The sequence below is a fragment of the Streptomyces sp. NBC_01431 genome, assembly GCF_036231355.1.
Taxonomy (GTDB): Bacteria; Actinomycetota; Actinomycetes; order Streptomycetales; family Streptomycetaceae; genus Streptomyces.
This window is the reverse complement of the sequence record NZ_CP109496.1, coordinates 6,634,919-6,660,276: the sequence shown is the minus strand read 5'-3', so window position 1 is coordinate 6,660,276 and position 25,358 is coordinate 6,634,919. Positions and strand designations below refer to the sequence as shown.

The 25,358-nt window shown below is 70.5% G+C and carries 21 protein-coding genes; 4 read left to right on the top strand and 17 right to left on the bottom strand.

Annotated features, from left to right (window positions below):
- Positions 1-215 precede the first annotated feature (215 nt).
- The 6 genes from OG522_RS30440 to OG522_RS30415 form a co-directional block, all read right to left on the bottom strand.
- A complete protein-coding gene (locus tag OG522_RS30440; RefSeq protein WP_329466230.1) occupies positions 216-1,058 on the bottom strand; it encodes a shikimate dehydrogenase in 843 nt (280 codons plus the stop codon).
- Positions 1,039-2,784: an endolytic transglycosylase MltG gene (mltG, locus tag OG522_RS30435; RefSeq protein ID WP_329466229.1), complete on the bottom strand. Its 1,746-nt coding sequence runs from the start codon at positions 2,782-2,784 to the stop codon at positions 1,039-1,041. Before mltG ends, OG522_RS30440 begins: the two co-directional genes overlap by 20 nt.
- A 101-nt stretch (positions 2,785-2,885) precedes the next feature.
- Positions 2,886-3,350 carry a Holliday junction resolvase RuvX gene (gene ruvX, locus OG522_RS30430; protein ID WP_329466228.1) on the bottom strand — a complete coding sequence of 155 codons (465 nt, stop codon included), beginning with the start codon at positions 3,348-3,350 and terminating at the stop codon, positions 2,886-2,888.
- Entirely contained in the window at positions 3,350-6,019 is a 2,670-nt protein-coding gene (gene alaS, locus OG522_RS30425; protein WP_329466227.1) for an alanine--tRNA ligase, read from the bottom strand. The genes ruvX and alaS overlap by 1 nt, the downstream gene beginning before the upstream one ends.
- Positions 6,019-6,348: a DUF6167 family protein gene (locus tag OG522_RS30420; protein ID WP_329466226.1), complete on the bottom strand. Its 330-nt coding sequence runs from the start codon at positions 6,346-6,348 to the stop codon at positions 6,019-6,021. The genes alaS and OG522_RS30420 overlap by 1 nt, the downstream gene beginning before the upstream one ends.
- A gap of 7 nt (positions 6,349-6,355) precedes the next feature.
- Complete coding sequence (locus tag OG522_RS30415) at positions 6,356-6,796, bottom strand: DUF948 domain-containing protein (RefSeq protein WP_329466224.1); 441 nt, start codon at positions 6,794-6,796, stop codon at positions 6,356-6,358.
- A gap of 158 nt (positions 6,797-6,954) precedes the next feature.
- Between OG522_RS30415 and OG522_RS30410 the strand changes: the two genes are divergently transcribed.
- Positions 6,955-9,111: an ATP-binding protein gene (locus OG522_RS30410; protein ID WP_329466223.1), complete on the top strand. Its 2,157-nt coding sequence runs from the start codon at positions 6,955-6,957 to the stop codon at positions 9,109-9,111.
- 29 nt (positions 9,112-9,140) lie between these two features.
- Here OG522_RS30410 and rpsD read toward each other — a convergent pair whose 3' ends face one another.
- Positions 9,141-9,755, bottom strand: a complete 615-nt coding sequence (rpsD, locus tag OG522_RS30405) for a 30S ribosomal protein S4 (protein ID WP_053723667.1) — start codon at positions 9,753-9,755, stop codon at positions 9,141-9,143.
- Between the two features lie 231 nt (positions 9,756-9,986).
- Here rpsD and OG522_RS30400 point away from each other — a divergent pair, with 231 nt between their 5' ends.
- Positions 9,987-10,667 carry a DUF2470 domain-containing protein gene (locus tag OG522_RS30400; protein ID WP_329466222.1) on the top strand — a complete coding sequence of 227 codons (681 nt, stop codon included), beginning with the start codon at positions 9,987-9,989 and terminating at the stop codon, positions 10,665-10,667.
- A gap of 25 nt (positions 10,668-10,692) precedes the next feature.
- Here the strand turns inward: OG522_RS30400 and OG522_RS30395 are convergent, their stop codons facing one another.
- From OG522_RS30395 to OG522_RS30380, 4 genes are all read right to left on the bottom strand, one after another.
- Positions 10,693-12,048, bottom strand: a complete 1,356-nt coding sequence (locus OG522_RS30395) for a replication-associated recombination protein A (protein ID WP_329466221.1) — start codon at positions 12,046-12,048, stop codon at positions 10,693-10,695.
- A 56-nt stretch (positions 12,049-12,104) separates the two neighbouring features.
- Positions 12,105-12,743, bottom strand: coding sequence for a vitamin K epoxide reductase family protein (locus OG522_RS30390; RefSeq protein ID WP_329466220.1), 639 nt, complete (start codon positions 12,741-12,743; stop codon positions 12,105-12,107).
- A 196-nt stretch (positions 12,744-12,939) separates the two neighbouring features.
- Complete coding sequence (gene hisS / locus OG522_RS30385; protein WP_329466219.1) at positions 12,940-14,202, bottom strand: histidine--tRNA ligase; 1,263 nt, start codon at positions 14,200-14,202, stop codon at positions 12,940-12,942.
- Between the two features lie 14 nt (positions 14,203-14,216).
- Positions 14,217-14,927, bottom strand: coding sequence for an MBL fold metallo-hydrolase (locus OG522_RS30380; RefSeq protein WP_329466217.1), 711 nt, complete (start codon positions 14,925-14,927; stop codon positions 14,217-14,219).
- 152 nt (positions 14,928-15,079) lie between these two features.
- On the opposite strand from OG522_RS30380, the gene OG522_RS30375 reads away from it, so the two are divergent.
- Both OG522_RS30375 and OG522_RS30370 read left to right on the top strand, forming a co-directional pair.
- Positions 15,080-15,862, top strand: a complete 783-nt coding sequence (locus OG522_RS30375; RefSeq protein WP_329466216.1) for a peptidylprolyl isomerase — start codon at positions 15,080-15,082, stop codon at positions 15,860-15,862.
- A 204-nt stretch (positions 15,863-16,066) separates the two neighbouring features.
- Positions 16,067-17,296 (top strand): DUF349 domain-containing protein, encoded by a 1,230-nt coding sequence (locus OG522_RS30370; RefSeq protein ID WP_329466215.1) that lies wholly within the window; start codon positions 16,067-16,069, stop codon positions 17,294-17,296.
- Positions 17,297-17,383: 87 nt separating this feature from the next.
- Here the strand turns inward: OG522_RS30370 and OG522_RS30365 are convergent, their stop codons facing one another.
- The 6 genes from OG522_RS30365 to ruvB form a co-directional block, all read right to left on the bottom strand.
- The gene (locus OG522_RS30365; protein WP_329466214.1) at positions 17,384-19,855 is read right to left on the bottom strand and encodes a RelA/SpoT family protein; all 2,472 of its coding nucleotides are present in this window, start codon (positions 19,853-19,855) and stop codon (positions 17,384-17,386) included.
- Between the two features lie 194 nt (positions 19,856-20,049).
- Positions 20,050-20,601, bottom strand: coding sequence for an adenine phosphoribosyltransferase (locus tag OG522_RS30360; protein ID WP_329466212.1), 552 nt, complete (start codon positions 20,599-20,601; stop codon positions 20,050-20,052).
- Entirely contained in the window at positions 20,598-21,704 is a 1,107-nt protein-coding gene (gene secF, locus OG522_RS30355) for a protein translocase subunit SecF (protein ID WP_329466211.1), read from the bottom strand. Before secF ends, OG522_RS30360 begins: the two co-directional genes overlap by 4 nt.
- Position 21,705: 1 nt before the next feature.
- Positions 21,706-23,451: a protein translocase subunit SecD gene (gene secD / locus OG522_RS30350; protein WP_329466210.1), complete on the bottom strand. Its 1,746-nt coding sequence runs from the start codon at positions 23,449-23,451 to the stop codon at positions 21,706-21,708.
- A gap of 145 nt (positions 23,452-23,596) precedes the next feature.
- Positions 23,597-24,055 (bottom strand): preprotein translocase subunit YajC, encoded by a 459-nt coding sequence (gene yajC, locus OG522_RS30345; protein WP_329466209.1) that lies wholly within the window; start codon positions 24,053-24,055, stop codon positions 23,597-23,599.
- Between the two features lie 164 nt (positions 24,056-24,219).
- A complete protein-coding gene (ruvB, locus tag OG522_RS30340) occupies positions 24,220-25,317 on the bottom strand; it encodes a Holliday junction branch migration DNA helicase RuvB (RefSeq protein WP_329466208.1) in 1,098 nt (365 codons plus the stop codon).
- Between the last annotated feature and the right edge of the window lie 41 nt (positions 25,318-25,358).

Sequence of the window (25,358 nt, the reverse complement as noted above, 5' to 3'; positions counted from 1 at the left end):
TACCACTACGGCGCGGCCGGGGTGCGCGGCCCTGGCCCGCCACCCCTGATCCTCCCACGTCCCGGACGGTGGGCCGGGCCGTGGTCCAGCAGGCGGACTGTGATCCGGGCAGGTGCGGGCCGTCGTGGGCCGCTCGCGCGGTTCCGCGCGCCCCTGTAGGTGACGCACCCCCGTGCGTGCGGCGCGTCCGACGCAGGTCGGCAACCCCGCCGGGCTCAGCGGCCTGCCAGTGCCGCCTCGCCCGCCTTGCGCATCGCCTCCAGCGGAGCGCTCGCGCACCCCGTCATCTGCTCGACCTGGAGCACCGCCTGGTGCACGAGGAGGTCGAGCCCGCCGACCACCGCTCCGCCGCGCCCGGCCCAGGCGGCTGCGAGCGGCGTCGGCCACGGTTCGTACAGCACGTCGAAGAGGGTGCCGGGGTGCTCGGGGACGGCCGCGGCCAAGGCGTCGGTGGTGCCGGCCGGGGTGGTGGCGATGACGAGCGGCGCCTCGAAGGCCTCCGCCGCGCGCGACCAGTCGGCGGTACGGACGTCGACGCCGAGCCGCTCGCCCCAGCCCCGCATCTCCGCGGCCCGCGCCTCGCTGCGGACGTACGCGGTGACCGGGCCGGCGCAGATCCGCGCGAGCGCGGCGAGCGCCGAGGAGGCGGTCGCGCCCGCGCCGAGGACGGCGGCGGACTCCACCTTGCTCACGCCTCGTTCGTCCAGGGCTGCGACCAGGCCGGGGATGTCGGTGTTGTCGCCGAGGCGGCGCCCGTCATGGGTGAGGACGACGGTGTTGACCGCCTCGACCGAGGCCGCCGTGTCGCTGATGCCGTCGAGCAGCGGGATGACCGCCCGCTTCAGCGGCATCGTGAGCGAGAGCCCCGCCCAGGACGCGTCGAGTTCCGCGACGAAGCCGGGGAGCCCGGCCTCGTCCACCTCGAAGCGGTCGTAAGACCAGTGGCCGAGGCCGAGTTCGGCGTACGCGGCCCGGTGCAGGACCGGGGAGAGCGAGTGCGCGATGGGCGAGCCGAGCACAGCCGCCCGGCGCGCGCCCTCACTGGCCGGACTGGCCATTGAACTTTTCCTTCAGCTTGTTGAATTCGGGAAGGGTCTTGGCGAACTCGGTCTTCTGCTCACCGTCCGTGGCCACGAAGTACATCCAGCCCTCGTTCGTCGGGCTGAGCGCGGCGGCCAGCGCCTCGCTGCCCGGGTTGCCGATGGGTCCGGGTGTCAGGCCCCGCCACTTGTACGTGTTGTACGGGTCCGGGTTGCTGTTGATCTCGGCCAGACCGATCTTGATGTTGCTCTTGCCGGTGAGGTAGTTGTACGCCGAGTCGAACTGGAGCTTCTGGTTGGTCTGGGTGTTGTCCGGCTTGAGGCGGTTGTAGACGACCTCGGCCATCTTGGTGAAGTCGTCGTGGGTCTTGCCCTCGGCCTGCACGAGGCTGGCGACGGTGATGACCTGCCACGGGCCTTCGAGCCCGAGCTTCCTGGCCTCCGCAGCCAGATCCTGCTTGCCGTACTCCGAGCTGGCCCTGTTGACCATCTTCCGCAGTACGTCCTCGGGCTTCATGCCCTTGGCGACGGGGTAGCTCGCCGGGTACAGGAAACCTTCCAGCGGGTCCTTGACGTTCTTGTGGCCCTTGGCCCAGTCGGGCAGGCCGAGGCTGTCGGCGCTCTTGAAGGCGACGTTCTTGGTGGTTCCATCGGGGACGCCGAGCCGCTTGTCGATCTGCTCGTAGACCCACGCGTCGCGTTTGCCTTCGGGAATGATGAGCGCGTTACGGCTGCTCGGATTGAGCATGAGGGCGACCGCGTTGGCCGCGGACATGCCCTTCTTCAACGTGTAGGCGCCGGCCTGGATCGTCTTGCCCTTGGGGTTGTCGTTCTGGGCCTGGACGAAAGCGTCGATGCTCTTGACGACACCGGCCTGCTTGAGGAGCTGGCCGATCTCGGAGCCACCCGCGCCCGTCGGCACCTCGACGGTGACCGTCTCGCCGGACCCTTCGCCCACATAGTCGGGGGCCGCGCCGAACTTGCTCTGGTAGAACTCGTAGCCGACATAGCCGACTCCGCCCACGCCCACGGCGAAGATGACCGTCAGGACCAGGCAGGCGCGGCCGCTCTTGCCCTTCTTCTTGTTCTTGGTCTTGCCCCGCCGGTCACGGCCGCCGCGGCGGGACTCGCGCGGGTCGTCGTCTTCGCCTTCGCTGTCGCCAACGCCGGTGAAGAACGGGTGCTTCTCCTCCTCCGGCTCGGCCTCCGCGTCCCACTCCTGGCCCTGCTCGGGGACCTCGGGGACGACGGGCGCCTGACGCTGGCCGGGCGGCTGCGGCGGCGGATACGCCTCAGGCGTGCCGTAGAAGTCGTGGCTCTCGCCCGCGTAGCCGTCGTTGTACGGGTCGGCCTGGTGACCCGCGTACGGCATGGCGGCCTGCTGACCGGTGTCCCAGCCCCCGTTGTACTGCTGGGGTTGCTGGGGTTGCTGGGGTTGCTGCGCGTACTGGTCCGGATAGTGCGGCTGCGCCGGGTACTGCTGCTGCGGGTAGCCCTGCTGGGGCTGCTCGGCGTAGTGCGGCTGCGGGACGTACTGGCCCTGAGGTTGCGGGACGTACTGCTCCTGCGGCTGGGGCGCGTACTGGTCCTGCGGGTAGTACTGCTGCTGGTGCTGCGGCTGCTGCTGGCCGCCGTGCGGAGCCTGACCGGAGGCAGCCTGCTGCGCTCCCCACCCCTGGTCCCCGTAGAGGGGGTCCTCTGGGTGCCACGGTTCGGAGCCTGCGCCCCGGCCATACTCAGTCATCGGTCCCCTAGAGCCGCGAGGCATCCGGACGGTCCGCCTCTTGTGCTGTGCGGCGACTGTTCGAATGCCTCCGCATCGCGCGGAACGTTACCGTATCGCGATCAGATAACCACTTCGACGCCTTCCCCGGGGGCGTTACCCGACACCCGTTCGGCCTCAAGAGCGGTCTGAAGAATGATCACCGCGGCGGCTTGGTCGATGACGGATCGGCCCTTCTTGGACTTCACGCCCGAGGCGCGCAGCCCCTGGCTCGCGCTCACCGTCGTCATCCGTTCGTCCACGAGACGCACCCCGACGGGGGCGATGCCGCGCGCCAACTCCCGGGCGAACAGGCGGACTTTGGCCGCGGCCGGGCCCTCGCCCCCGTTGAGGGAGCGGGGCAGTCCGACGACCACCTCGATCGGTTCGTACTCGGCGACGAGCTGCCGCAGCCGCCGGTGGGCGGCCGGGACGTCGCGTCCCGGCACGGTCTCCACCGGCGTGGCGAGCACCCCGTCGGGGTCGCACGAGGCGACCCCGATCCGGGCGTCCCCGACATCGATCGCCAGTCGGCGTCCTCGTCGCATCAGGCGGTCTCGGCTACCTGGCGCTCGACGGCGTCGATGGCGTCGCCGATCGCGTCCGGGTGCTGACCGCCGCCCTGGGCGACGTCCGGCTTGCCGCCACCTCCGCCGCCGAGGGTCTTGGCGGCGGTACGGACCAGCTCACCGGCCTTGAGACCGCGCTCGCGGGCCGCCTCGTTGGTGGCGATGACCGTCACCGGGCGGCCATTGGCCGTGGTGAACAGCGCCACGACCGCCGGGCGGTCGCCCGGGATGCGGCCGCGCACGTCCAGGACCAGCTTGCGCAGGTCGTCGGCGGAGGTGCCGTCCGGCACCTGCCCGGTGACCAGCGCCGTACCGCGGACGTCCTTGGCGGAGTCCACGAGACCGGCGGCGGCCTGGAGCACCTTTTCGGCGCGGAACTTCTCGATCTCCTTCTCGGCGTCCTTCAGCTTGCCGAGCATGCTGGAGATCTTCTCCGGAAGCTCCTCGGGACGGCCCTTGACCAGCTCCTGGAGCTGAGCGACGACCGTGTGCTCGCGGGCCAGGAAGTTGTACGCGTCGACGCCGACCAGGGCCTCGATGCGGCGCACGCCGGAGCCGATGGACGACTCGCCGAGCAGCTTCACCAGACCCAGCTGGGCGGTGTTGTGCACGTGCGTACCGCCGCACAGCTCCTTGGAGAAGTCGCCGATGGTCACGACGCGCACCCGCTCGCCGTACTTCTCGCCGAACTCGGCGATGGCGCCCTGCTTCTTGGCCTCGTCGATCGACATGACCTCGGCCTGCACGTCCAGCTCGCGGGCGAGCACCTCGTTGATCTTCTGCTCGACGTCGGTGAGGACCGTGCCGGGAACGGCGGCGGGCGAACCGAAGTCGAAGCGGAAGCGGCCGGGCGAGTTCTCGGAGCCGGCCTGGGCGGCCGTCGGGCCGAGCGCGTCGCGCAGCGCCTGGTGGGTGAGGTGGGTGGCGGAGTGGGCGCGGGCGATGGCGCGGCGGCGCTTGGTGTCGATGGCGGCGTAGGCGGCGGCGCCGACCGTGACCTCGCCGACCTGCACGACACCCTTGTGCACGTGGACGCCGGGGACCGGCTTCTGTACGTCGCGGACCTCGATGACCGCGCCGCTGTCGAGCTTGATGCGGCCCTGGTCGGCGAGCTGGCCGCCGCCCTCGGCGTAGAACGGCGAGCGGTCGAGGACGACCTCGACCTCGTCGCCCTCGGTGGCGGCGGGTGAGGGCACGCCGTCGACGAGCAGGCCGACGATGGTCGACTCGTTCCCGGTGTGGGTGTAGCCCGTGAAGTCGGTCTCGCCGGACCGGTCGGCGACCTCGCGGTAGGCGGACAGGTCGGCGTGGCCGGTCTTCTTGGCCCTGGCGTCGGCCTTGGCCTGGTCGCGCTGCTGCTTCATCAGGCGGCGGAAGCCGTCCTCGTCCACCGAGAGGCCCTGTTCGGCGGCCATCTCCAGGGTGAGGTCGATCGGGAAGCCCCAGGTGTCGTGGAGCAGGAACGCCTTGTCGCCGGCCAGGACCGTGCCACCGGTGGCCTTGGTCTCGGTGATGGCGGTGTCGAGGATGTTGGTGCCGCCGCGCAGGGCCTTGAGGAAGGCGGCCTCCTCGGCGCCGGCGACGGTCTCGATACGCTTGCGGTCGGTGATGAGCTCCGGGTACTGCTGGCCCATCGTGTTGATCACGACGTCGATCAGGTCCTGGACGACCGGCCCGGTGGCGCCCATGAGCCGCATGTTGCGGATGGCGCGGCGCATGATGCGGCGCAGCACATAGCCGCGGCCCTCGTTGCCCGGGGTCACACCGTCGCCGATGAGCATCACGGACGTACGGATGTGGTCGGCGACCACGCGCATCGACACGTCGGACTCGTGCTTGTCGCCGTAGCGGACGCCCGTCAGCTCGGTGGCCTTGTCCATGACCACGCGCAGGGTGTCGGTCTCGTACATGTTCTGCACGCCCTGCAGGATCATCGCGAGGCGTTCGAGGCCGAGGCCGGTGTCGATGTTCTTGGAGGGCAGGTCGCCGAGGATCGGGAAGTCCTCCTTGCCCTCGCCGGCGCCGCGCTCGTACTGCATGAAGACCAGGTTCCAGATCTCCACGTACCGCTCGTCGTTGACGGCCGGGCCGCCCTCGACGCCGAACTCGGGGCCGCGGTCGTAGTTGATCTCGGAGCAGGGGCCGCACGGTCCGGGCACGCCCATGGACCAGAAGTTGTCCTTCTTGCCCAGGCGCTGGATGCGCTCGGCCGGCACGCCGATCTTGTCGCGCCAGATCTGCTCGGCCTCGTCGTCGTCCAGGTAGACGGTGATCCACAGCTTCTCCGGCTCCAGGCCGAAGCCACCGTCCGCCACGGGGCTGGTGAGCAGCTCCCAGGCGTAGCTGATGGCGCCTTCCTTGAAGTAGTCGCCGAAGGAGAAGTTGCCGCACATCTGGAAGAACGTGCCGTGCCGGGTGGTCTTGCCGACCTCTTCGATGTCCGGCGTGCGCACGCACTTCTGCACGCTGGTGGCGCGCGGGGCGGGCGGCTTGGTCTCACCGAGGAAGTACGGCTTGAAGGGGACCATGCCCGCGTTGACGAGCAGCAGAGTCGGGTCGTCCGCGATGAGCGACGCCGAAGGGACGACGGTGTGCCCGCGCTCCTCGAAGAAGCTCAACCAGCGGCGGCGAATCTCGGCCGACTCCATCAGTGGTCCTCATTCCGGTTGTACGAATGCTTGGTGTACTGCTGTTGTGTGGTCTCGATGGCGACGAGGCGGCGCTGCGCCGGGAGTTCGCGCGGCGACCCGCTCTCGCCGATGCCCAGGACGTCGTTGAGTTCGGCCTCGCGCTGCGCCATGCCGGACTTGATGTCGAGGGCGAGGTCCTTGAGCCGGTGGCCGGCCTCGACCGCCTTGTCGGCGGTGCGCGCGGCCAGGCTCTCCGGGGTCAGTTGCTTCAGCTTCCGGTTGACCTTGGTGGTGGCCCAGACTCCGGCGGCAGCGCCCGCGGTGAACCAGAACGTACGGCGGAACATCGCAGCGTCAGCCCTTTCGCTTCGAGCGCCGCGCGGCCGGCACGGTCCGCCCGACGATCACGTTACGTCGGCTCTCCCGGGCGGGCACATCGGCCGGTGCGGCGCCCTTGCGCCCGAGGGCCCGGCGCACGCCGTACCCGAAGGCCGCCACCTTCACCAGCGGTCCGCCGAAGGTGGAGGCGACGGTGGTGGAGAGCGCGGACGCGTTGGAGGTGACTTCCTGGACGTCGGAGGCGATCGCGTCGACCCGGTCCAGCTGGGTCTGCGCCGAGCGCACCGCCGATGAGGCGTCCGCGAGCAGCGGGACGGCCTGGTCGGTCACGTCCGCGACCAGTTTGGTCGTCGCCTTCAGCGTCTGGGCCAGCCTCACGAGAACGACCGCGAGGAAGGACACCAGGATCGCCCAGAAGACGGCCACCAGGATCCCGGCCACCTCTCCACCGGACACTTGCACCGCTCCCCGCAACCCGTCGGAACCCGAAAAAAGTCGTCCTCCGACCCTATCGCGCCGGGGGTGGCTTCCCGTACCGCATTCCGGGCCGCCGCGAGCGGGCTTGGGCAAGCGGATTGTACGCAGCGCATGCCCCTGAGTACGCTGCGTGTTCCATGCGCTCCCATCTGCCCGCAGAGTTGAACCGCTTCGTCGGCCGAGACCGTGAACTGGCCCAACTGGACGATCTGCTCCGCGATGCGCGCATGGTCACCGTGACGGGCGTCGGCGGGGTCGGCAAGACGCGCTTCGTGCTGCGGGCCGCAGCGGGCCTGGCCGAGCAGGAACGGTACTGCGACGGTGTGCGGCTGGTGGAACTGGCCGCGCTGACCGATCCCGGCCTGCTCGACCACGCCGTCGTGGAGGCGCTCGGCCTGACCGACCACACCGCGCGGGCGCCGCGCCAGGCGCTGCTCGACCATCTGGCCAGGCGTCAACTGCTGCTGATCGTCGACGGGTTCGAGCAGTTGGTGGACGCCTGTGCCGAGCTCGTGCGGGAGCTGCTGCGGGGCGCGCCCGGACTGCGGGTGCTCGCGGCGGGGCGGCTGCCGCTGAGGATCGACGGCGAGCGGGTGCTGACGCTGGCGCCGCTGAACGGACAGGACGCGCTGCGACTCTTCTGCGAGCGGGCGGGCGAGCGACCGGTCGACGGGCACGAGACGGCGGCCGCGGAGCTGTGCCGGCGCCTGGACGGGATCCCGCTGGCGCTTGAGCTGGCCGCCGGACGGCTCGGCGCGCTCTCGGTGGAGCAGTTGCTGCGCCGCATCGACGACCGGTTCCAGCTGCTGACCGGCGGCGGGCGGGGTGCGCTGCCGCGCCACCAGACGCTGCGGACGACCATCGGCTGGAGCCACGAGCTGTGCACGACGGCCCAGCGGCTGCTGTGGGCGCGGCTTTCGGTCTTCGCCGGGCCCTTCGACCTGGAGGCCGTCGAGTACATCTGCGTGGGTCCGGATCTGCCGCAGGAGGCGGTGCTCGACGTGCTCGGCGAGCTCCTCGACCAGTCGGTGGTGGTGCGCGAGGACACCGCGGGCGGCGTCCGCTACCGGCTGCTCGACACGGTGCGCGAGTACGGCGCCGAGTGGCTGGCGGCGTCGGGCGACGCGGTCCGCCTGCACCGACGCCACCGCGACTGGTACCTGGGCCTCGCCACCTGGTGCGAGCTGGACTGGTTCAGCCCCCGGCAGGCGGAGGTCGCGGCGCGCGTGGAGGGCGAACTCCCCAACCTGCGGGCCGCGATGGAGTTCTCGCTCCAGTCCGCGCGGGACGCCCACCTGGCGCAGTACCTGGCGGGGACGCTCTGGTTCTACTGGGTCGGCTGCGGGCGGCTCGCCGAGGGGCGGCACTGGCTCGCGCACGTCCTGGAGGCCGAGGGCGAGCACGGCAGTTCCCGCCTCAGGGCGCTGTGGGTGCTCGGCTATGTCGCGGTGTTGCAGGGCGACGCGGTGGCGGCGATCGCGGCGCTGCACGAGTGCCGCGAGCAGGCCGAGGGGTGCGGCGACGCGGTGGCCACGGCGTACGCGGTGCACCGCACCGGCTGTCTGTCCCTGGTCACCGACGACATGGCGCGCGCCGAGGAGCTGCTCGGTTCGGCGCTGGCCGGTTACGAGGAGGCCGGCGAGCTCAACAGCAATGTCCTGATGTGCCGCATCGAGCTGGCGATGGCGGTGGGCTTCCGCGGCCGGCTCGACGAAGCTGTGTCCCTCTGCGAGCAGGTCGTGGAGGTCTGCGAGGACCACGGCGAGCGCTGGGCGCGCGGCTATGCGCTGTACGTCCTGGCGTACGCGGCCTGGCACGGCGGCGACCGGCGCCGCGCGCGCGAGCTGCTCCGTGAGACCCTCGCCACCAACCACGCCTTCCACGATCTGGTGGGCACGGTGCTCACCCTGGAGATGCTGGCGCTCATCGCGGTGGACGACGGGGACCCGGTGGAGGCGGCCGTGCTGCAAGGGGCCGCCGAGCGGATCTGGCCATCGGTGGGCCTGCCCCTGTTCGGCTCGGCGTACTTCTACGCGGCGCACGTACTGTGCGAGGAGCGGACCAGGGAGCGGCTCGGGGACACCGGGTACCTGGAACACCGGCGGCGCGGCGCCCGGCTCGACGCGGCGCAGGCGGTGGCGCGCGCCCTTGGCGGCGGCCACGAGGGCGACGGCGTACGGGAGTTGACCCCGGCACGCGAGACGCCGGCCTCCCCAGCGCAGCGGCGCGAAGGGTCCGGACATGCGGAAGCCCGCCGCCTCCCGCTCCGTGCGGAGCGGGGGACGGCGGGCTGAAGCGCTGAGGCTCCGGTGCTACGTCCGGATCAGCGGGCGTAGTACTCGACGACGAGCTGCTCGTCGCAGATGACCGGGATTTCCTTGCGGTTCGGGTCGCGGTCCAGGCGGAAGGCCAGGGCCTTCAGGTTCACCTGGAGGTAGCGCGGGGTCTCGCCCTCGCCGGCGTAGCCACCCTCGCGGGCGACCTGGAAGGGGACCTTCTCGCGGCTGCGCTCGCGGACGGTCACGACGTCGTCCGGACGGACACGGAACGACGGCTTGTCGACCTTGCCACCGTTGACCTGGATGTGACCGTGCACGACCATCTGGCGGGCCTGGTAGATGGTGCGGGCGATGCCCGAACGCAGAACCAGGGCGTCGAGGCGACGCTCGAGCTCGACGACCAGCGCCTCGCCCGTCTTGCCTTCGGCCTTCTTGGCGCGGTCGTAGGCACGCGCCATCTGGCGCTCGCTGATGTCGTACTGGGCGCGCAGACGCTGCTTCTCGAGCAGACGGACCTTGTAGTCCGAGTTCTGCTTGCGGCCACGGCCGTGCTCGCCCGGCGGGTAGGGGCGGGCCTCGAAGTACTTGACGGCCTTCGGCGTCAGCGCGATGCCGAGCGCACGAGACTTCTTGACCTTGGGACGCGACTGGTTAGGCACGTTCTCCAAACCTCCATGGTTGGGTTAGGTTAGGCTCACCTTACTCAAGGAGATCGCATGTCGCGTCCGGGGAACACCAGTCACATCACGGACAGCACGAAGAAGGCCGACTCTGCTCCCACAGGAGAAGTCGACTCCACCGGCCCCCAGTTGAAGCATGGGGCCGGGCACGTGACGGAGGTCCGATCAGATCGTGGTCAGCCGCGTCCCAGCGGACTTGAAATCGCACGGATGCCGTCAGCAGCCGAGCGCACACGAACTCTCGTACATAGTACCTGCTCGGCGGCGCTGGTCATTCCCGGCCTTGCCGGAGCCCGTCCCGAGCCGGTGGCGGCCGATGTCCGCGGCGTCGGCCCGGACGGCGACCTATTCATGGTCTTCCCGGCCGACTCCCCGGCCGTAAGGGCCGCCACACACGCGCAGGACGACGACGTCCCGGCCGTCGTGGAGATCACGGACGTGGCTCCGGTGTCCGTCCCCCACCGTATCCGGGGCCGCGCCTGGATCTCCGGCTGGCTGACCCGGGTGCCCGGCCAGGCGGGGCCCGGCCGCACGATGCTCCGCCTGGAGATCGGCGACGCGTACGTGGACGACCTGTGGGGCGCGAGCGCGGTGGAGGCCGAGGAGTTCGCCCTGGCCGAGCCTGATCCGTTCGTACGCCACGAGAGCGAGCTGCTCCAGCACCTCGACTCGGCCCATGGCCAGCAGGTGCGGACGCTGTGCACGGTGGTCGAGCGGGAGGGTATGGCACGGGTCACACCGCTGGCGCTCGACCGGTTCGGGCTGCGGGTGCGGTTCACCGGGGTCGACGGCCACACCTTCGACGCGCGCTTCGACTTCCCGGAGCCGGTGGGCGACCTCGCCGCCCTGCGGCGCGCGATGCGGCGGCTCTTCGCCGCCGCGGCCCGCTAGACAGGGCTCCCCGCGGGGCTCGGGGCTACTCCGGGTCTCGGCCCAGGCGCTCGCGGACCTTTTCCACCACGTCCGCGTAGCGCGCCTCCGCTCCGTAGCGCGTGGGTTCGTAGTAGCGCCGGTCCGCCACGGCGTCCGGGGCGTACTGCTGGGCGGCGATCGCGCCGGGCACGTCGTGCGGATAGACGTACCCCTGCGCGTGCCCCAGTTTGGCCGCGCCCTTGTAGTGGCCGTCGCGCAGGTGCGGCGGGACGGGGCCCGCCAGCCCTTTGCGTACGTCCTCCATCGCGGCGGCGATCGCAGTCGTCGCGGAGTTGGACTTCGGGGCGAGCGCCAGCGCGATCGTGGCGTGGCTCAGCGTCAGGGCGGCCTCGGGGAAGCCGATCAGGGCGACCGCCTGGGCCGCGGCCACCGCCGTCGGCAGCGCGGTCGGATCGGCCAGACCGATGTCCTCGCTCGCGGAGATGATCAGTCGCCGTGCGATGAAGCGGGGGTCCTCGCCCGCTTCGATCATCCGGGCCAGGTAGTGCAGCGCCGCGTCGACGTCGGAGCCGCGGATGGACTTGATCAGGGCGCTGGCGACGTCGTAGTGCTGGTCGCCGCCCTTGTCGTACTTGACCGCCGCGCGGTCGACGGTCTCCTCGACGGTCTGGAGGGTGATCTCCTGCTCGGACTTGGCGATGGCCGATCCGGCCGCGGCTTCCAGCGCGGTCAGCGCCCGGCGCGCGTCGCCGCCCGCGATGCGCAGCAGGTGCGCTTCCGCGTCGGAGGGCAGAGTGACCGCTCCGCCAAGACCCCGCTCCTCGGTGAGCGCCCGCCGCACCAGGGCCCGCAGATCGTCGTCCGTGAGCGGTTCGAGGGTGAGCAGGAGGGAGCGGGACAGGAGGGGGGAGATCACCGAGAAGTACGGGTTCTCCGTGGTCGCCGCGATCAGCGTGACCCAGCGGTTCTCGACCGCCGGGAGCAGCGAGTCCTGCTGGGCCTTGGAGAAGCGGTGGATCTCGTCCAGGAAGAGGACCGTCTCCTTGCCGAAGCCGCCGATCGCCCGGCGCGCGCCGTCGATGACCGCGCGCACCTCCTTCACCCCGGCGGTGATGGCGGATAGCTCCACGAACCGCTTGTTCGTGGCCTTCGACACCACGTAGGCGAGCGTCGTCTTCCCGGTGCCCGGCGGGCCCCACAGGATGACCGACGACGGCCCGGCGGGTCCACCCGCACCCTCCCCCACCAGGCGCCGCAGCGGCGAGCCCTGTTTCAGGAGGTGCTGCTGGCCGACCACCTCGTCCAGGACGCGCGGGCGCATCCTGACGGCGAGGGGGCTGCCCGCCGGGTCTTTCTCCTGGCGGTCCTCTGCGGCTGCGGTGAACAAGTCGGGTTCCACGTCCACGAGCCTATGGCACGCCTCTGACAATCCAGCCTGACCTGCGAAAACGCCGGTCAGCTGGTCCAGAAGTCCCACCAGCGGGTCAGGATCAGCATCCCGATGACCCCGATGTGCAGCACCGGCAGCACCCACGTGAACTCGGACAGGAAGTTCTTCGCCCAGCGCGGCGCGGGGAGCAGGCCCTTGCGGAGGTTGAAGGACGTCACGTACCAGAACATGAAGATGGTGGCGACCCAGGCCAGGCAGCACCACAGGCACAGCGAGTTGATCCGGTACAGCGACTCGAACTGGAGCCAGCTGACGAAGCAGACGCCGAAGAGCGTGCCCGCGTTGAAGGTGAGCCAGTACCAGCGGCGGAAGCGGCCGCCCGCGAGCAGGCTCATGCCGACGCAGATGACGATGCCGTACGCGACCAGACCCAGCATCGGGTTGGGGAACCCGAAGGCCGCCGCCTGGCTGCTCTTCATGATGTTGCCGCAGGACACGACGGGGTTGAGGCTGCATCCCGGCACGAAGTTCGGGTCTTCGAGCAGTTTGAACTTGTCGAGCGTGATGACCCAGGCCGCCAGCACACCGGCCGCGCCGGTGATCACGAGCAGCCAGGCGAAGGCGCGGCTGCCGCCGATCGTCCCCTTGGTGCTCACCTCCTGGTGGTCGGAGCCGGAGGAGACGTCGTCAACTGTTGTTGTCATAGCGCCGTTCCGTCATCCCGTCATCGTGTGCTCGGCCTGCTGGACGGCTTCATTCTGCCGCACCGCGGGCACTGTCCACCGTTCGATGGACATAAGGAAGATGGACATAAGGAAGTACGCACGGGGCAACCCGGGCTGTTCGGCGCGGGGCGGCACCGATGGGTCCAGCCCCCGGTGCCGCCCCGCTCTCGGGCCCTCAGGCCAGGCGAGCCCGCAGGGTCGGGAGGATCTCCTCCAGCGGGACCGGTCCCTGTTCCCCGGACTCCATGTCCTTGAGCTGGACCACGCCCTCCGCGAGGTCGCGCTCGCCCGCGACCAGGGTGAAGCGCGCGCCCGAGCGGTTGGCGTTCTTCATCGCGCCCTTCAGGCCCTTCCCGCCGAAGCTGAAGTCCGCCGCGATGCCCGCCCGCCGCAGCTCCGCGACCTTCGCGAACAGCACGCGCCGTGCCTCATCGCCGAGCGGAACCGCGAACACGCTGGTCGTGGAGGGGAGTTCGAGGGTGATGCCCTCGGCCTCCAGGGCCAGGACCGTGCGGTCGACGCCGAGGGCCCAGCCCACCGACGGCAGCGCGGGGCCGCCGATCATCTCGGAGAGGCCGTCGTAGCGGCCGCCGCCGCCCACCGCGGACTGCGAGCCCAGACCGTCGTGGACGAACTCGAAGGTCGTGCGGGTGTAGTAGTCGAGGCCGCGCACCAGTTTCTCGTCGTCCTCGAAGGCCACGCCCTGCGCGATCAGAAGGTCACGGACCTCCTCGTGGTACGCCTTGCAGGCGTCGCACAGGTAGTCGCGCAGGAGCGGCGCACCCACGAGCTGCTTCTGGACCGCGTCCCGCTTGTCGTCGAGGACCCGCAGCGGGTTGATCTCGGCCCGGCGCAGCGTGTCCTCGTCGAGGTCGAGCCCGCGCAGGAAGTCCTGGAGCGCGTCGCGGTAGACCGGGCGGCACTCCTTGTCGCCGAGCGAGTTGAGCAGGATGCGGAAGTCGCGCAGCCCCAGCGAGCGGTACGCGTCGTTCGCCAGGATGATCAGCTCGGCGTCGAGCGCCGGGTCCTCCGCGCCGATCGCCTCGGCACCGACCTGCGAGAAGTGCCTGTAGCGGCCCTTCTGCGGGCGCTCGTAGCGGTAGTACGAGCCCGAGTACCAGAGCTTGACGGGGAGGTTGCCCGCCTTGTGCAGGTTGGCCTCCAGGGCCGCGCGCAGCACGGAGGCGGTGCCCTCGGGGCGCAGCGCGAGCCTGTCGCCGCCCTTGGTCTCGAAGGCGTACATCTCCTTCGTGACGATGTCGGTCGATTCGCCAACACCGCGTGCGAAGAGCTCGACGTTCTCGAAGCCCGGGGTCTCGATGTAGCCGTAGCCCGACCGCTTCAGGGGTGCCGAGATGGCCTCGCGCACGGCGAGGAAGCGCGCCGAGTCCGGCGGGATCAGGTCGTACGTGCCCTTGGGGGCCTGGAAAGTACTCATGGGAAGGCTTCTCGTCACATTCCTCGTCGGGGAGAGGCGGTGCTCTCTCCCTGGCCGGCCGCCACCTGCCGCAGATACGGGTTGGTGGCGCGCTCCTGGCCGATGGTCGTCTGGGAGCCGTGGCCGGACAGCACCACGGTCGAGTCGTCGAGCGGCAGGCACACGCGGCCCAGCGACTCGAGGAGCTCGGCGTGGCTGCCGCCGGGCAGGTCGGTGCGTCCGACGGAGCCGGCGAAGAGCAGGTCGCCCGAGAACAGGATCGGAGGAATGTCCTCCGCCTCGGGCAGCCCGAACGTCACCGACCCCTTGGTATGGCCGGGCGCATGCGACACGGCGAGCTCCAGGCCCGCGAGCCTCAGGGCGGCGCCGTCGGTCAGCTCCTTGACGTCCGAGGGCTCCCCCACCGTCAGCTCGCCCATGAGCTGCGCGCCGAAGGCCCGGCCGAGAGCCTTCTCCGGGTCGCTCATCATGTAGCGGTCCGAGGGGTGGATCCAGGCGGGTACGTCATGGGCTCCGCAGACCGGGACGACCGAGGCGCAGTGGTCGATGTGGCCGTGGGTGAGGACGACGGCGACGGGCTTGAGCCGATGCTTCTTCAGCGTTTCCTCGACGCCCTGGGCGGCCTGGTGGCCGGGGTCGATGATCACGCATTCCTCGCCTGCGGCGGGGGCGACCAGGTAGCAGTTGGTCCCCCAGGCTCCGGCGGGGAACCCGGCAATCAGCACGATCGTCCTCGATTTCTTGCGCGGCGGGTGATTACGGCTGCTCAGAGCCTACCGGCGCTGCTCGGGTCACAGCGAACCCATATACGGTACGGGGCAAAGTCAGCTCGCACGCCCGTACCCACAGCTCACGAGACCGTACAAGGAGACGACCGGTGGTCAGCAGCGAACAGCGTCGGCGCCAGCTCGCCCGCGAGAAGTTCGAGCGGCAGCAGCAGCGCCGGGAGGAAGCACGGCGCAAGGCAAGGCGTCGCAACACCGTCATCGCGGCCGCGCTCGCGGTGGTCGTGGCGGCGGGCGGTGCCGCCTTCGCGACGGGCGCCTTCTCCGGCGACAGCAACAAGAAGCCGGATGCCTCGGCCCCTTCGGACAGCCCGTCGGCGCAGCCCAGCGGCGCGGCGGAGCCCAAGATGGCGATCGACGCCAAGGGCACGTACGACATGGCGCTGAAGACGAACGTCGGCGAGATCAAGTTCGCGATGGACGCGGCCAAGACGCCGCACACCGCGAACTCGTTCAAGTACCTCGCCGACAAGGGGTTCTTCAACAACACCAAGTGCCACCGGCTGACCACGCAGGGCATCTACGTGCTCCAGTGCGGCGACCCGCAGGGCACCGGTTCCGGCGGCCCCGGCTACACGATTCCCGACGAGAACCTGACGGGGCTCGGCAAGGCGGGCGCGGACGGCACGGTGACCTACCCGGCGGGCACCGTCGCGATGGCGAATACCGGCCAACCGCACACCGGTGGCAGCCAGTTCTTCCTGGTCTACAAGGACAGCAAACTGCCGCCCACCTACACGCCGTTCGGCACGATCGACGCGGACGGCCTGAAGGCCGTCCAGGACGTCGCCAAGGAGGGTGTCGAGGGCGGCGCGGGTGACGGAGCCCCCAAGAAGGCCGTCACCATCCAGACGGCGTCGGTCACCAAGGGGTGACCGGGCCGGGCGCCCGGCACCGAGCGTGAACCGCCGAATTCGGCCGCGCTGAGTGCGGACAGCCGGGCGGCCGGTCGCCTAGATTGGCGTTGTGCAGCGCGGGCTCGTACCCGCGCTGTGGAGGGCGGGCGAGGCCCGCCGGGAACTGTGGACGATGCCCCGGGGGACGAACCCCCCGCGCAGGCATCATGTGGAGGAGGCGCTGTGAGCAGCGACCCGTGGGGCCGCGTCGACGAGACGGGCACCGTGTATGTGCGTACAGCCGATGGCGAAGTGGTCGTCGGATCGTGGCAGGCGGGCTCTCCCGAGGAGGCTCTGGCCTACTTCGAGCGCAAGTACGAGGGCCTGGTTGTTGAGATCGGCCTCCTCGAACGGCGGGTGAAGACCACCGACCTGTCGGCGAAGGACGCCCAGACCGCCATCGACCACCTGCGCACGCAGGTCGACGAGCATCACGCGGTCGGCGACCTCGACGCGCTGCGGGTGCGCCTCGACAAGCTGGTGCGGACGGTCGAGTCGCGCCGCGAGGAGCGCAAGGTCCAGAAGGCCAAGCAGACCGACGAGGCGAAGCACGCCAAGGAGGCGCTGGTCGCCGAGGCCGAGGAGCTTGCCCAGAGCGAGCAGTGGCGCTCGGCGGGCGAGCGGCTGCGCGCCCTGGTGGACACCTGGAAGGGCCTGCCGCGGCTCGACCGGAAGTCCGACGACGAGCTGTGGCACCGCTTCTCGCACGCCCGCTCGGCGTTCTCCAAGCGTCGCAAGGCGCACTTCGCGTCGCTCGACGCGCAGCGTGAGGACGCCCGCAAGGTCAAGGAGAAGCTGGTCGCCGAGGCCGAGTCGCTGTCCGGGTCCACGGACTGGGCCACGACGGCGGCGCGCTACCGCGACCTGATGGCGGACTGGAAGGCGGCGGGCCGCGCCCAGCGCGAGGCCGAGGACGAGCTGTGGAACCGCTTCCGCGGCGCCCAGGACGTCTTCTTCGCGGCGCGCAGTTCGGTCTTCGCGGAGCGGGACGCCGAGCAGACCGAGAACCTGAAGCTGAAGGAGGAGCTGGCCGAGGAGGCCGAGAAGATCCTCCCGGTGACCGATCTGAAGGCGGCCCGCGCCGCGTTCCGCTCGATCAACGAGCGCTGGGAGGCCATCGGCCACGTACCGCGGGACGCGCGTCCCAAGGTCGAGGGCCGGATGCACACCGTGGAGCGGGCGATCCAGGAGGCCGAGGAGGCCGAGTGGCGGCGCACCAACCCGGAGGCGCGGGCGCGCGCCGCGGGCCTGACGGGCCAGCTCCAGGACGCGGTCGACAAGTTGCAGCGGCAGATCGACGCGGCCCGCGCGTCCGGTAACGACGCGAAGGCCGACAAGCTGGGCCGCGAGCTGGAAGGCCGCCAGGCGCTGCTCGACCAGGCGCTGAAGGGGCTTGAGGAGTTCGGCGGCTGACGCTCCGTCAAGTACCGGCAAGGGGCCCCCTGTTGGACAGGGGGCCCCTTGGCGTTCCGGTTGCGGGCCGCTCGGCGCGGTCGGCGGTTACGGCCGGCGGGCGGAGGTCACCCGGTACACGTCGTACACGCCCTCGACTCCCCTGACGGCCTTGAGCACATGGCCGAGGTGCTTGGGGTCGCCCATCTCGAAGGTGAAGCGCGAGGTGGCCACCCGGTCGCGGGAGGTCTGCACGGCCGCCGACAGGATGTTGACGTGCTGGTCGGACAGCACGCGGGTGACGTCCGACAGGAGGCGCGAGCGGTCCAGGGCCTCGACCTGGATGGCGACCAGGAAGACCGAGGACTGGGTGGGCGCCCATTCCACTTCGAGGATCCGCTCGGGCTGCTGGGACAGCGAGTCCACGTTGACGCAGTCCGCGCGGTGCACCGAGACGCCGCTGCCGCGGGTTACGAAGCCGATGATGGGGTCGCCGGGTACGGGCGTACAACAGCGGGCCAGCTTCACCCACACGTCGTCGACGCCCTTGACGACCACACCCGGGTCGGCGTTCTTGCGGCGCTTGCTGCGGCCCCGCGAGGGCGGCGCCGACTCGGCGATGTCCTCGTTGGCGGCTTCCTCGCCGCCGAGCGCCTGCACCAGCTTCTGGACGACGCCCTGGGCCGCCACATGGCCCTCGCCGATCGCCGCGTACAGCGAGGAGATGTCGGGGTAGCGCATCTCGTGCGCGAGGGTGACGAGCGAGTCGCCGGTCAGGATCCGCTGGATCGGCAGGTTCTGCTTGCGCATGGCGCGCGCGATGGCGTCCTTGCCGTGCTCGATCGCTTCCTCGCGGCGCTCCTTGGAGAACCAGGCGCGGATCTTGTTGCGAGCGCGCGGCGACTTGACGAAGCCGAGCCAGTCGCGGGAGGGTCCGGCGCCGGCCGCCTTGGAGGTGAAGACCTCCACCAAGTCGCCGTTGTCCAGGGTCGATTCGAGCGGTACGAGGCGCCCGTTGACCCGTGCGCCTATGGTCCGGTGACCGACCTCGGTGTGGACGGCGTACGAGAAGTCGACGGGTGTCGAGCCCGCCGGGAGCGCGATGACGTCGCCCTTGGGCGTGAAGACGAAGACTTCGTTGCGCGAGAGGTCGAAGCGCAGCGACTCCAGGAACTCGCTGGGGTCCTCGGTCTCCTTCTGCCAGTCGAGCAGCTGGCGCAGCCACGCCATGTCGTTGAGGTGGTCGTCCTTGCCGGTCTTCTTCGGCACGTCGGTGCGCACCTTGGAGGCTCCGGCGGACGGATCCTGCTTGTACTTCCAGTGCGCGGCGATGCCGTACTCGGCGCGGCGGTGCATGTCGAAGGTACGGATCTGGAGCTCGACGGGCTTGCCGTTGGGGCCGATCACCGTGGTGTGCAGTGACTGGTACATGTTGAACTTGGGCATCGCGATGTAGTCCTTGAACCGGCCGGGGACCGGATTCCATCGCGCGTGCACCGTGCCGAGCGCCGCGTAGCAGTCCCGCACCGTGTCGACCAGGACGCGGATGCCCACCAGGTCGTAGATCTCCGCGAAGTCACGGCCGCGGACGATCATCTTCTGGTAGACGCTGTAGTAGTGCTTCGGGCGGCCGGTGACGGTCGCCTTGATGCGGGCCGCGCGCAGGTCGGACTGGACCTCGTCGGTCACTATGGCGAGGTATTCGTCGCGCTTGGGCGCGCGCTCGGCGACCAGCCGCACGATCTCGTCGTACATCTTGGGGTAGAGGATCGCGAAGGCGAGGTCCTCCAGCTCCCACTTGATCGTGTTCATGCCCAGGCGGTGGGCGAGCGGCGCGTAGATCTCCAGGGTCTCGCGCGCCTTCTTCTCCTGCTTCTCGCGCTTGAGGTACCGCATGGTGCGCATGTTGTGCAGGCGGTCGGCGAGCTTGATGACCAGGACGCGCGGGTCCTTCGCCATGGCCACGACCATCTTGCGTACGGTCTCGGCCTGCGCGGCGTCGCCGAACTGCACCCGGTCGAGCTTGGTGACGCCGTCGACGAGCAGCGCCACCTGGTCGCCGAAGTCGCGGCGCAGGGTGTCGAGGCCGTACTCGGTGTCCTCGACGGTGTCGTGCAGCAGACCCGCCATCAAGGTGGCCGGGTCCATGCCGAGCTCGGCGAGGATGGTCGTGACGGCGAGCGGGTGCGTGATGTACGGGTCGCCGCTCTTGCGCTTCTGGCCGCGGTGCCAGCGCTCGGCGACCTGGTAGGCCTGCTCGACCTGGCGGAGCGTGGCCGTCTCGATCTTGGGGTCGTTGCTGCGCACTATCCGCAGCAGCGGTTCGAGCACCGGGTTGTACGCGGAGGAGCGCTGCACGCCGAGCCGGGCGAGGCGGGCGCGTACCCGGTTGGAGGAGCCGGCGGACCGCGAGACGGAACCGGCCGGCACCACCGGCTTGGCGACCGGGGCCGCGGCCGGTTCGGGCGTCGTGGGCTTCGGCTCCGCCGCGGGCTCGGGGGGCGTGGCCGGGGCCGCCGCGGCCTCCTTGGCCTGCTGGTCGGGCTGCGCGGCGGAGAGTGGCTGGGCCTCGTCTGGCAAAAGCGCTCCTCTGGGGTCCCCCCGGACGAAGTCTGGGGGAGGGTCCGGGTCCCCCGGTCAGGCCCGGAAGTACATGGTATCGAGCCAGGAGCCTCCGCTCGCCCTCGGCCGGGTGTGACGGCTCTGCCTGGAGAAACACCGGAGGCGGGCACCGGATTCCTCCGGGCCCGCCTCCGCGCCGTTCGCCGTGCGGCTCAGACCGTGATCAGCGCGTGCAGCGGGGCGCCGCGCAGGGCGGGCTCCAGCCGCTCGCGGCCGCTGAGGAAGCCGAGCTCCATCAGGACCGCGACCCCGGCCACCTCGGCACCGGCCCGCCGGATCAGCTCCAGCGAGGCCTCGGCGGTGCCGCCGGTGGCCAGCACGTCGTCGATGACCATGACGCGGTCGCCCGCGCTGAGGTCCTCGGCGTGCACCTCGATCTCAGCGGTGCCGTACTCCAGCTCGTACGCCTGCTTGAGCGTCGCTCCGGGGAGCTTGCCCGCCTTGCGTACGGGGATGAAGCCGATCCCCGCGCGGACCGCGACCGGGGCCGCAAGGATGAAGCCGCGCGCCTCCAGGCCGACGATCTTCGTCGCGCCGTGCTCCATGCACAGCGCCGCGAGCGCGTCGGTGAGGGCCGTGAACGCCTCCGGGTCCGCGAGCAGCGGGGTGATGTCCTTGAACATCACGCCCGGCAGCGGATAGTCGGGCACGTCACGGATGCGGCTGAGCAGCAGCCCGGCGGTCTCGGTGGAGACGCTGGTCATCGACGCTTCCCCCGGTTGTTGCGGTTGGGCTGGCGGCGCTGGCCGACGACCGCGCCGGCGGGCGCCGCGTCGTCGTCGGCCTCGTCGTCGTACGGCGCCTCGTCCTGCGGGTCCTGCTCGGTCTCGCCCTTGGCGGCGGCCGCCGCGCGCTTGGCGAGCACCCGCTTCTTGAGGGCCTTCATCTCCGGCATGGTCTCCTTCAGGTCGGCGACCAGCGGAGTGGCGATGAAGATCGAGGAGTACGCACCGGCCGCGAGGCCGACGAAGAGCGACAGCGAGATGTCGTTCAGCATGCCGGCGCCGAGCACGCCGCCACCGATGAACAGCAGGCCCGCCACCGGAAGCAGCGCCACGACCGTGGTGTTGATGGAGCGGACCAGGGTGCCGTTGAGGCTCTTGTTCGCCATCTCGCTGTAGGTGACCCGGGTCTGCTTGGTGATCCCCTTCTGGCCCTCCTTGAGTCCGTCGAAGACGACGACGGTGTCGTAGAGGGAGTAACCGAGGATGGTTAGCAGACCGATCACGGTACCCGGGGTGACCTCGAAGCCGACCAGCGCGTAGACGCCGACCGTGATCGTGAGGTCGTGGATCAGGGCGACCAGGGCCGCGAGTGCCATGCGCCACTCGAAGGCGATGGCCAGATAGATCACCACCAGGATCATGAAGACGACCAGGCCGGTCCAGGCCTTGTTGGCGATCGTCTCACCCCAGCTGGGGCCCACCAGATCGGCGTTGATGTCGTTCGCCTGGACCTTGAGGTCCTTGGCGAGCTCCGTCTTGATCTGGTCGGACTTGGCGGTGTCGACCCCGCCGATGGTGATGCGGAGCCCGCCGTTGCCGAGCTTCTGGGCGATCGCGTCGTGGCCGGAGGCGGCCTGCGCGGCCGTCTCCGCCTGCGAGGCCGATACCGCGGTCTTCGGGGTGGTGAAGACCGCACCGCCCTCGAACTCGATGCCCATCGTCAGACCCCGCACCGCCAGGCCCACGATGGCCGTGATGGTGATCAGGATCGAGACGCCGTACCAGATCTTCCGCTTGCCGACGAAGTCGTAACCGACCTCACCGCGGTACAGCCTGGCGCCGAGAGTGCCGAGCTTCGACATCTCACGCCTCCTTCGGGTCTACGGGGGCGGAGGTGCGGCGGGCACGGCGCAGCGGGGGCTTGGCGCCGAGCCGCTTCGGGTCCAGACCGGACCACGGGTGGCCGCTCGCGAAGAACTTCGTGCGGGCGAGGAGCGTCATCACCGGCTTGGTGAAGAGGAACACCACGACCACGTCGAGCAGGGTGGTCAGACCGAGCGTGAACGCGAAGCCCTGGACCTTGCCGACGGTGACGATGAACAGCACCGCCGCGGCGAGGAACGACACGAAGTCGGAGACCAGGATGGTGCGCCGGGCGCGCGGCCAGGCCCGCTCGACGGCGGGGCGCAGCGTGCGGCCCTCGCGGATCTCGTCGCGGATGCGCTCGAAGTACACGATGAACGAGTCCGCGGTGATGCCGATCGCGACGATCGCACCGCAGACCGCGGGCAGGTTCAGCGCGAAGCCGATGCCGGGGCCGAGCAGCGTCATGATCGTGTAGGTCAGGATCGCCGAGACGACGAGGCTGAGGATGGCGATCATCGCGAGGCCGCGGTAGTAGGCCACCAGGTAGATGATGACCAGCGCCAGACCGATGGCGCCGGCGATCAGACCGGCGTGCAGCTGGTCGGCGCCGAGGGCCGCGGTCACGGTGGTGACGCTCTGCTCCTGGAAGGAGAGGGGCAGCGCACCGTAGGAGAGCACGTTGGCCAGGTCCTGCGCGGACTGCTGGGTGAAGCTGCCGGAGATCTCGGCGGAGCCGCTGAGCGTGGAGCTCACGGTGGGGGCCGAGACGACCTGGTTGTCCAGGGCGATCGCGAAGCGGTTGTTCGGGTACTGCTGCTGCGAGAGCTTGCCGGTGATCGACGCGAACTTCTTCGAGCCGCCGCCGGTGAAGTCCATCTGAACGATCCACTGACCGTTCTGGTTGATCACGGCCTGCGCCTTGGCGACGTCGGTGCCGTCGACCTCGGCCGGGCCGAGGATGTACTTCTCGCTGCCGTCCTGGCTGCACGACACCGTCGGGTCGGTGGGCTTGGCGCCCTCTCCGGCCTTGGAGCGGGCTTCCTTGGTGGAGCAGTCGAGCGCCGCGAACTGCGCCTGCAGCTTGGCCGCCGCGGCCGCGTCACCGGAGGAGGCGGACCCGGACGGGTTGGGCGTGGGGCTGCTGGGCTTGCCGCTCGGGGTCGGCGAGGCCTTCAGCGCGTCGGAGACCGCACGGCCCTGGGGGCTGCTGTTCGTGCTCGGCTTCGTTGAGGGCTTGCTCTTGGCGGAGCTGGAAGCGCTCGGGCTGCCCGAAGGGGTGGCCTTGCCGCCTGTCGAGGAGCTCGGGGAGGCGCTCGGCGCGGGTGCCGCGCTCTGCTGGGCGGTCAGGACCGGCCGGAAGTACAGCTTGGCGGTCTGGCCGACCTGCGCGCGGGCCTGCTCGGAGTTCGTACCCTTGGGGATGTTGACGATGATGTTGTCGCTGCCCTGGGTCTGAACCTCGGACTCGGTCACACCAAGGCCGTTGACGCGCCGCTCCATGATGGACACGGCGGTGTCCATGTTGGCCTTGTTGATCGCCGACTCCTGGCCGGGCTCGGCCTTCGCCTTGAGCGTGATGCTCGTACCGCCCGCGAGGTCGATGCCCAGCCTCGGGGTGGTGTTGTGGGAAAGGAACATCCCACCGGTGAGCGCGACCATGGCGATGAGGATGAAGGCCAGGGCACGCCCCGGCTTGCTCTGGCCCCCCGCCGCCGGCCTTCGGCCCTTGTTCGGTGCTGCCACCTTGTCGTTTCTCCCTGTCCAACCGCCCCGCGCCGGGTGTGCGCGTGGGCGGCCACGAAGTGTTGTGGGGACGTTCCCCCGTGGAAGTCGGCCCGCTGTGAGGACCGCGCGCACCGGTCGGGCGCGGCGCGGCCTGGGTGCGTGACTACTTCGCGTCGGCCCCGCCGTCGGCCTTGCCGTCCTTGTCGTCCTTGGGCGCGGCGACGTCCGCCGCCTCGTCCTTCTTGCCCAGGTCGATCTTGGCGTCCTTGGTGTCCTCGGCCTCGGCGGCCTCGGTCAGCGAAGAGGCGTCGTCCGGCACCGCCGGGAGCTCCTCTTCGGTGTCGCCGTGCACGATGCGGTTGTACTCGGCGTCGTCAAGCACGGCGCCGATGGCGTTCTTGGCGAAGACGGCGTGGACGCCGGGAGCCACCTCGAGAAGCACGGTCTCGTCGCCGACTTCCTTGACGGTGGCGTACATGCCCCCGATGGTGCGGACACCGGTGCCGGGCTGCATCTCGTTGCGCATGGCGGCGGCCGCCTGCTGCTTCTTCTTGGCGGACCGGGTCATCAGGAACATGGCCCCGATGAGCACGATGAAGGGGAGGAGGGTCACGAGACTCACGGGGGGAACTTCCTTCGCACGACCGCGGTGGATCGCGGCCTGATCTTCGGGGGTGGGTACGCCGGCCTGGAAGGGCGGCATCGGCGGAGTCTAAGCGAGTCCGCACAGATGGAACAACGCCCAGCATCCCACCGGGGTTCCTCGGGCTGCGACCCTCCGCGCCGTCACGCCCCGAAGAGACCCTGTTGTCCGCTTCCTGGCGCGCCCCCGCCGTGCTGCGGCGGTACGAGACCGAGGTGGGCCCAGGCGGCGGGGGTGGCCACCCGGCCGCGCGGGGTGCGGGCGAGCAGGCCCTCGCGCACCAGGAAGGGCTCGGCCACCTCCTCCACCGTTTCGCGCTCCTCCCCCACCGCGACCGCCAGGGTCGACAGGCCGACCGGCCCCCCACCGAACAGCTTCAGGAGCGCCTGGAGCACGGCCCGGTCCAGGCGGTCCAGGCCCCGGGCGTCGACCTCGTAGACCCCCAGTGCGGCTGAGGCGATCGCGGGGGTGATGACGCCGTCGGCCTTGACCTGGGCGTAGTCGCGGACGCGGCGCAGGAGGCGGTTGGCGATGCGCGGGGTGCCGCGGGAGCGACCCGCGATCTCTGCGGCGCCGGCGGAGTCGATCTCCACGTCGAGCAGCCGGGCCGAGCGGTGGATGACCCGCTCCAGCTCGGAGGGCTCGTAGAACTCCATGTGGCCGGTGAAGCCGAAGCGGTCGCGCAGCGGGGGCGGCAGCAGACCGGCCCGGGTGGTGGCGCCGACCAGCGTGAAGGGCGGCAGTTCGAGCGGGATGGCGGTGGCTCCGGGGCCCTTGCCGACGATGACGTCGACCCGGAAGTCCTCCATCGCCATGTAGAGCATCTCCTCCGCGGGGCGCGACATCCGGTGGATCTCGTCGAGGAAGAGGACCTCGCCCTCCTGGAGGGAGGAGAGGATCGCGGCGAGGTCTCCCGCGTGCTGGATGGCGGGGCCACTGGTGATGCGGATCGGGGCGCCCATCTCGGCCGCGATGATCATCGAGAGGGTGGTCTTGCCGAGGCCGGGCGCGCCGGAGAGCAGGACGTGGTCGGCGGTGGCGCCGCGGGCGCGGGCGGCGCGCAGCACCAGGTCGAGCTGCTCGCGGACCTTCTCCTGGCCGACGAACTCGTCCAGGTCCTTCGGGCGCAGCGCGGCCTCGACGGCGGTGTCCTCGCCGTCGGCGTCGGCGCCGACCAGGCGGTCGCCGGGACCGGCCGTCGCGGACAGATCCGCCGTGTCGGAGCTGTCTTCCCAGTTCATGCGGTGTGCCTCGGATCGTGGTCGCGATGGGTGGGCCGGTG

Excerpts from the sequence above, each read along its gene's own strand:
- OG522_RS30440 (WP_329466230.1), bottom strand. The coding sequence starts at position 1,058 with ATGGCCAGTCCGGCCAGTGAGGGCGCGCGCCGGGCGGCTGTGCTCGGC.
- mltG (WP_329466229.1), bottom strand. The coding sequence starts at position 2,784 with ATGACTGAGTATGGCCGGGGCGCAGGCTCCGAACCGTGGCACCCAGAG.
- ruvX (WP_329466228.1), bottom strand. The coding sequence starts at position 3,350 with ATGCGACGAGGACGCCGACTGGCGATCGATGTCGGGGACGCCCGGATC.
- alaS (WP_329466227.1), bottom strand. The coding sequence starts at position 6,019 with ATGGAGTCGGCCGAGATTCGCCGCCGCTGGTTGAGCTTCTTCGAGGAG.
- OG522_RS30420 (WP_329466226.1), bottom strand. The coding sequence starts at position 6,348 with ATGTTCCGCCGTACGTTCTGGTTCACCGCGGGCGCTGCCGCCGGAGTC.
- OG522_RS30410 (WP_329466223.1), top strand. The coding sequence starts at position 6,955 with ATGCGCTCCCATCTGCCCGCAGAGTTGAACCGCTTCGTCGGCCGAGAC.
- OG522_RS30400 (WP_329466222.1), top strand. The coding sequence starts at position 9,987 with ATGCCGTCAGCAGCCGAGCGCACACGAACTCTCGTACATAGTACCTGC.
- OG522_RS30390 (WP_329466220.1), bottom strand. The coding sequence starts at position 12,743 with ATGACAACAACAGTTGACGACGTCTCCTCCGGCTCCGACCACCAGGAG.
- hisS (WP_329466219.1), bottom strand. The coding sequence starts at position 14,202 with ATGAGTACTTTCCAGGCCCCCAAGGGCACGTACGACCTGATCCCGCCG.
- OG522_RS30360 (WP_329466212.1), bottom strand. The coding sequence starts at position 20,601 with ATGACCAGCGTCTCCACCGAGACCGCCGGGCTGCTGCTCAGCCGCATC.
- secF (WP_329466211.1), bottom strand. The coding sequence starts at position 21,704 with ATGTCGAAGCTCGGCACTCTCGGCGCCAGGCTGTACCGCGGTGAGGTC.
- ruvB (WP_329466208.1), bottom strand. The coding sequence starts at position 25,317 with ATGAACTGGGAAGACAGCTCCGACACGGCGGATCTGTCCGCGACGGCC.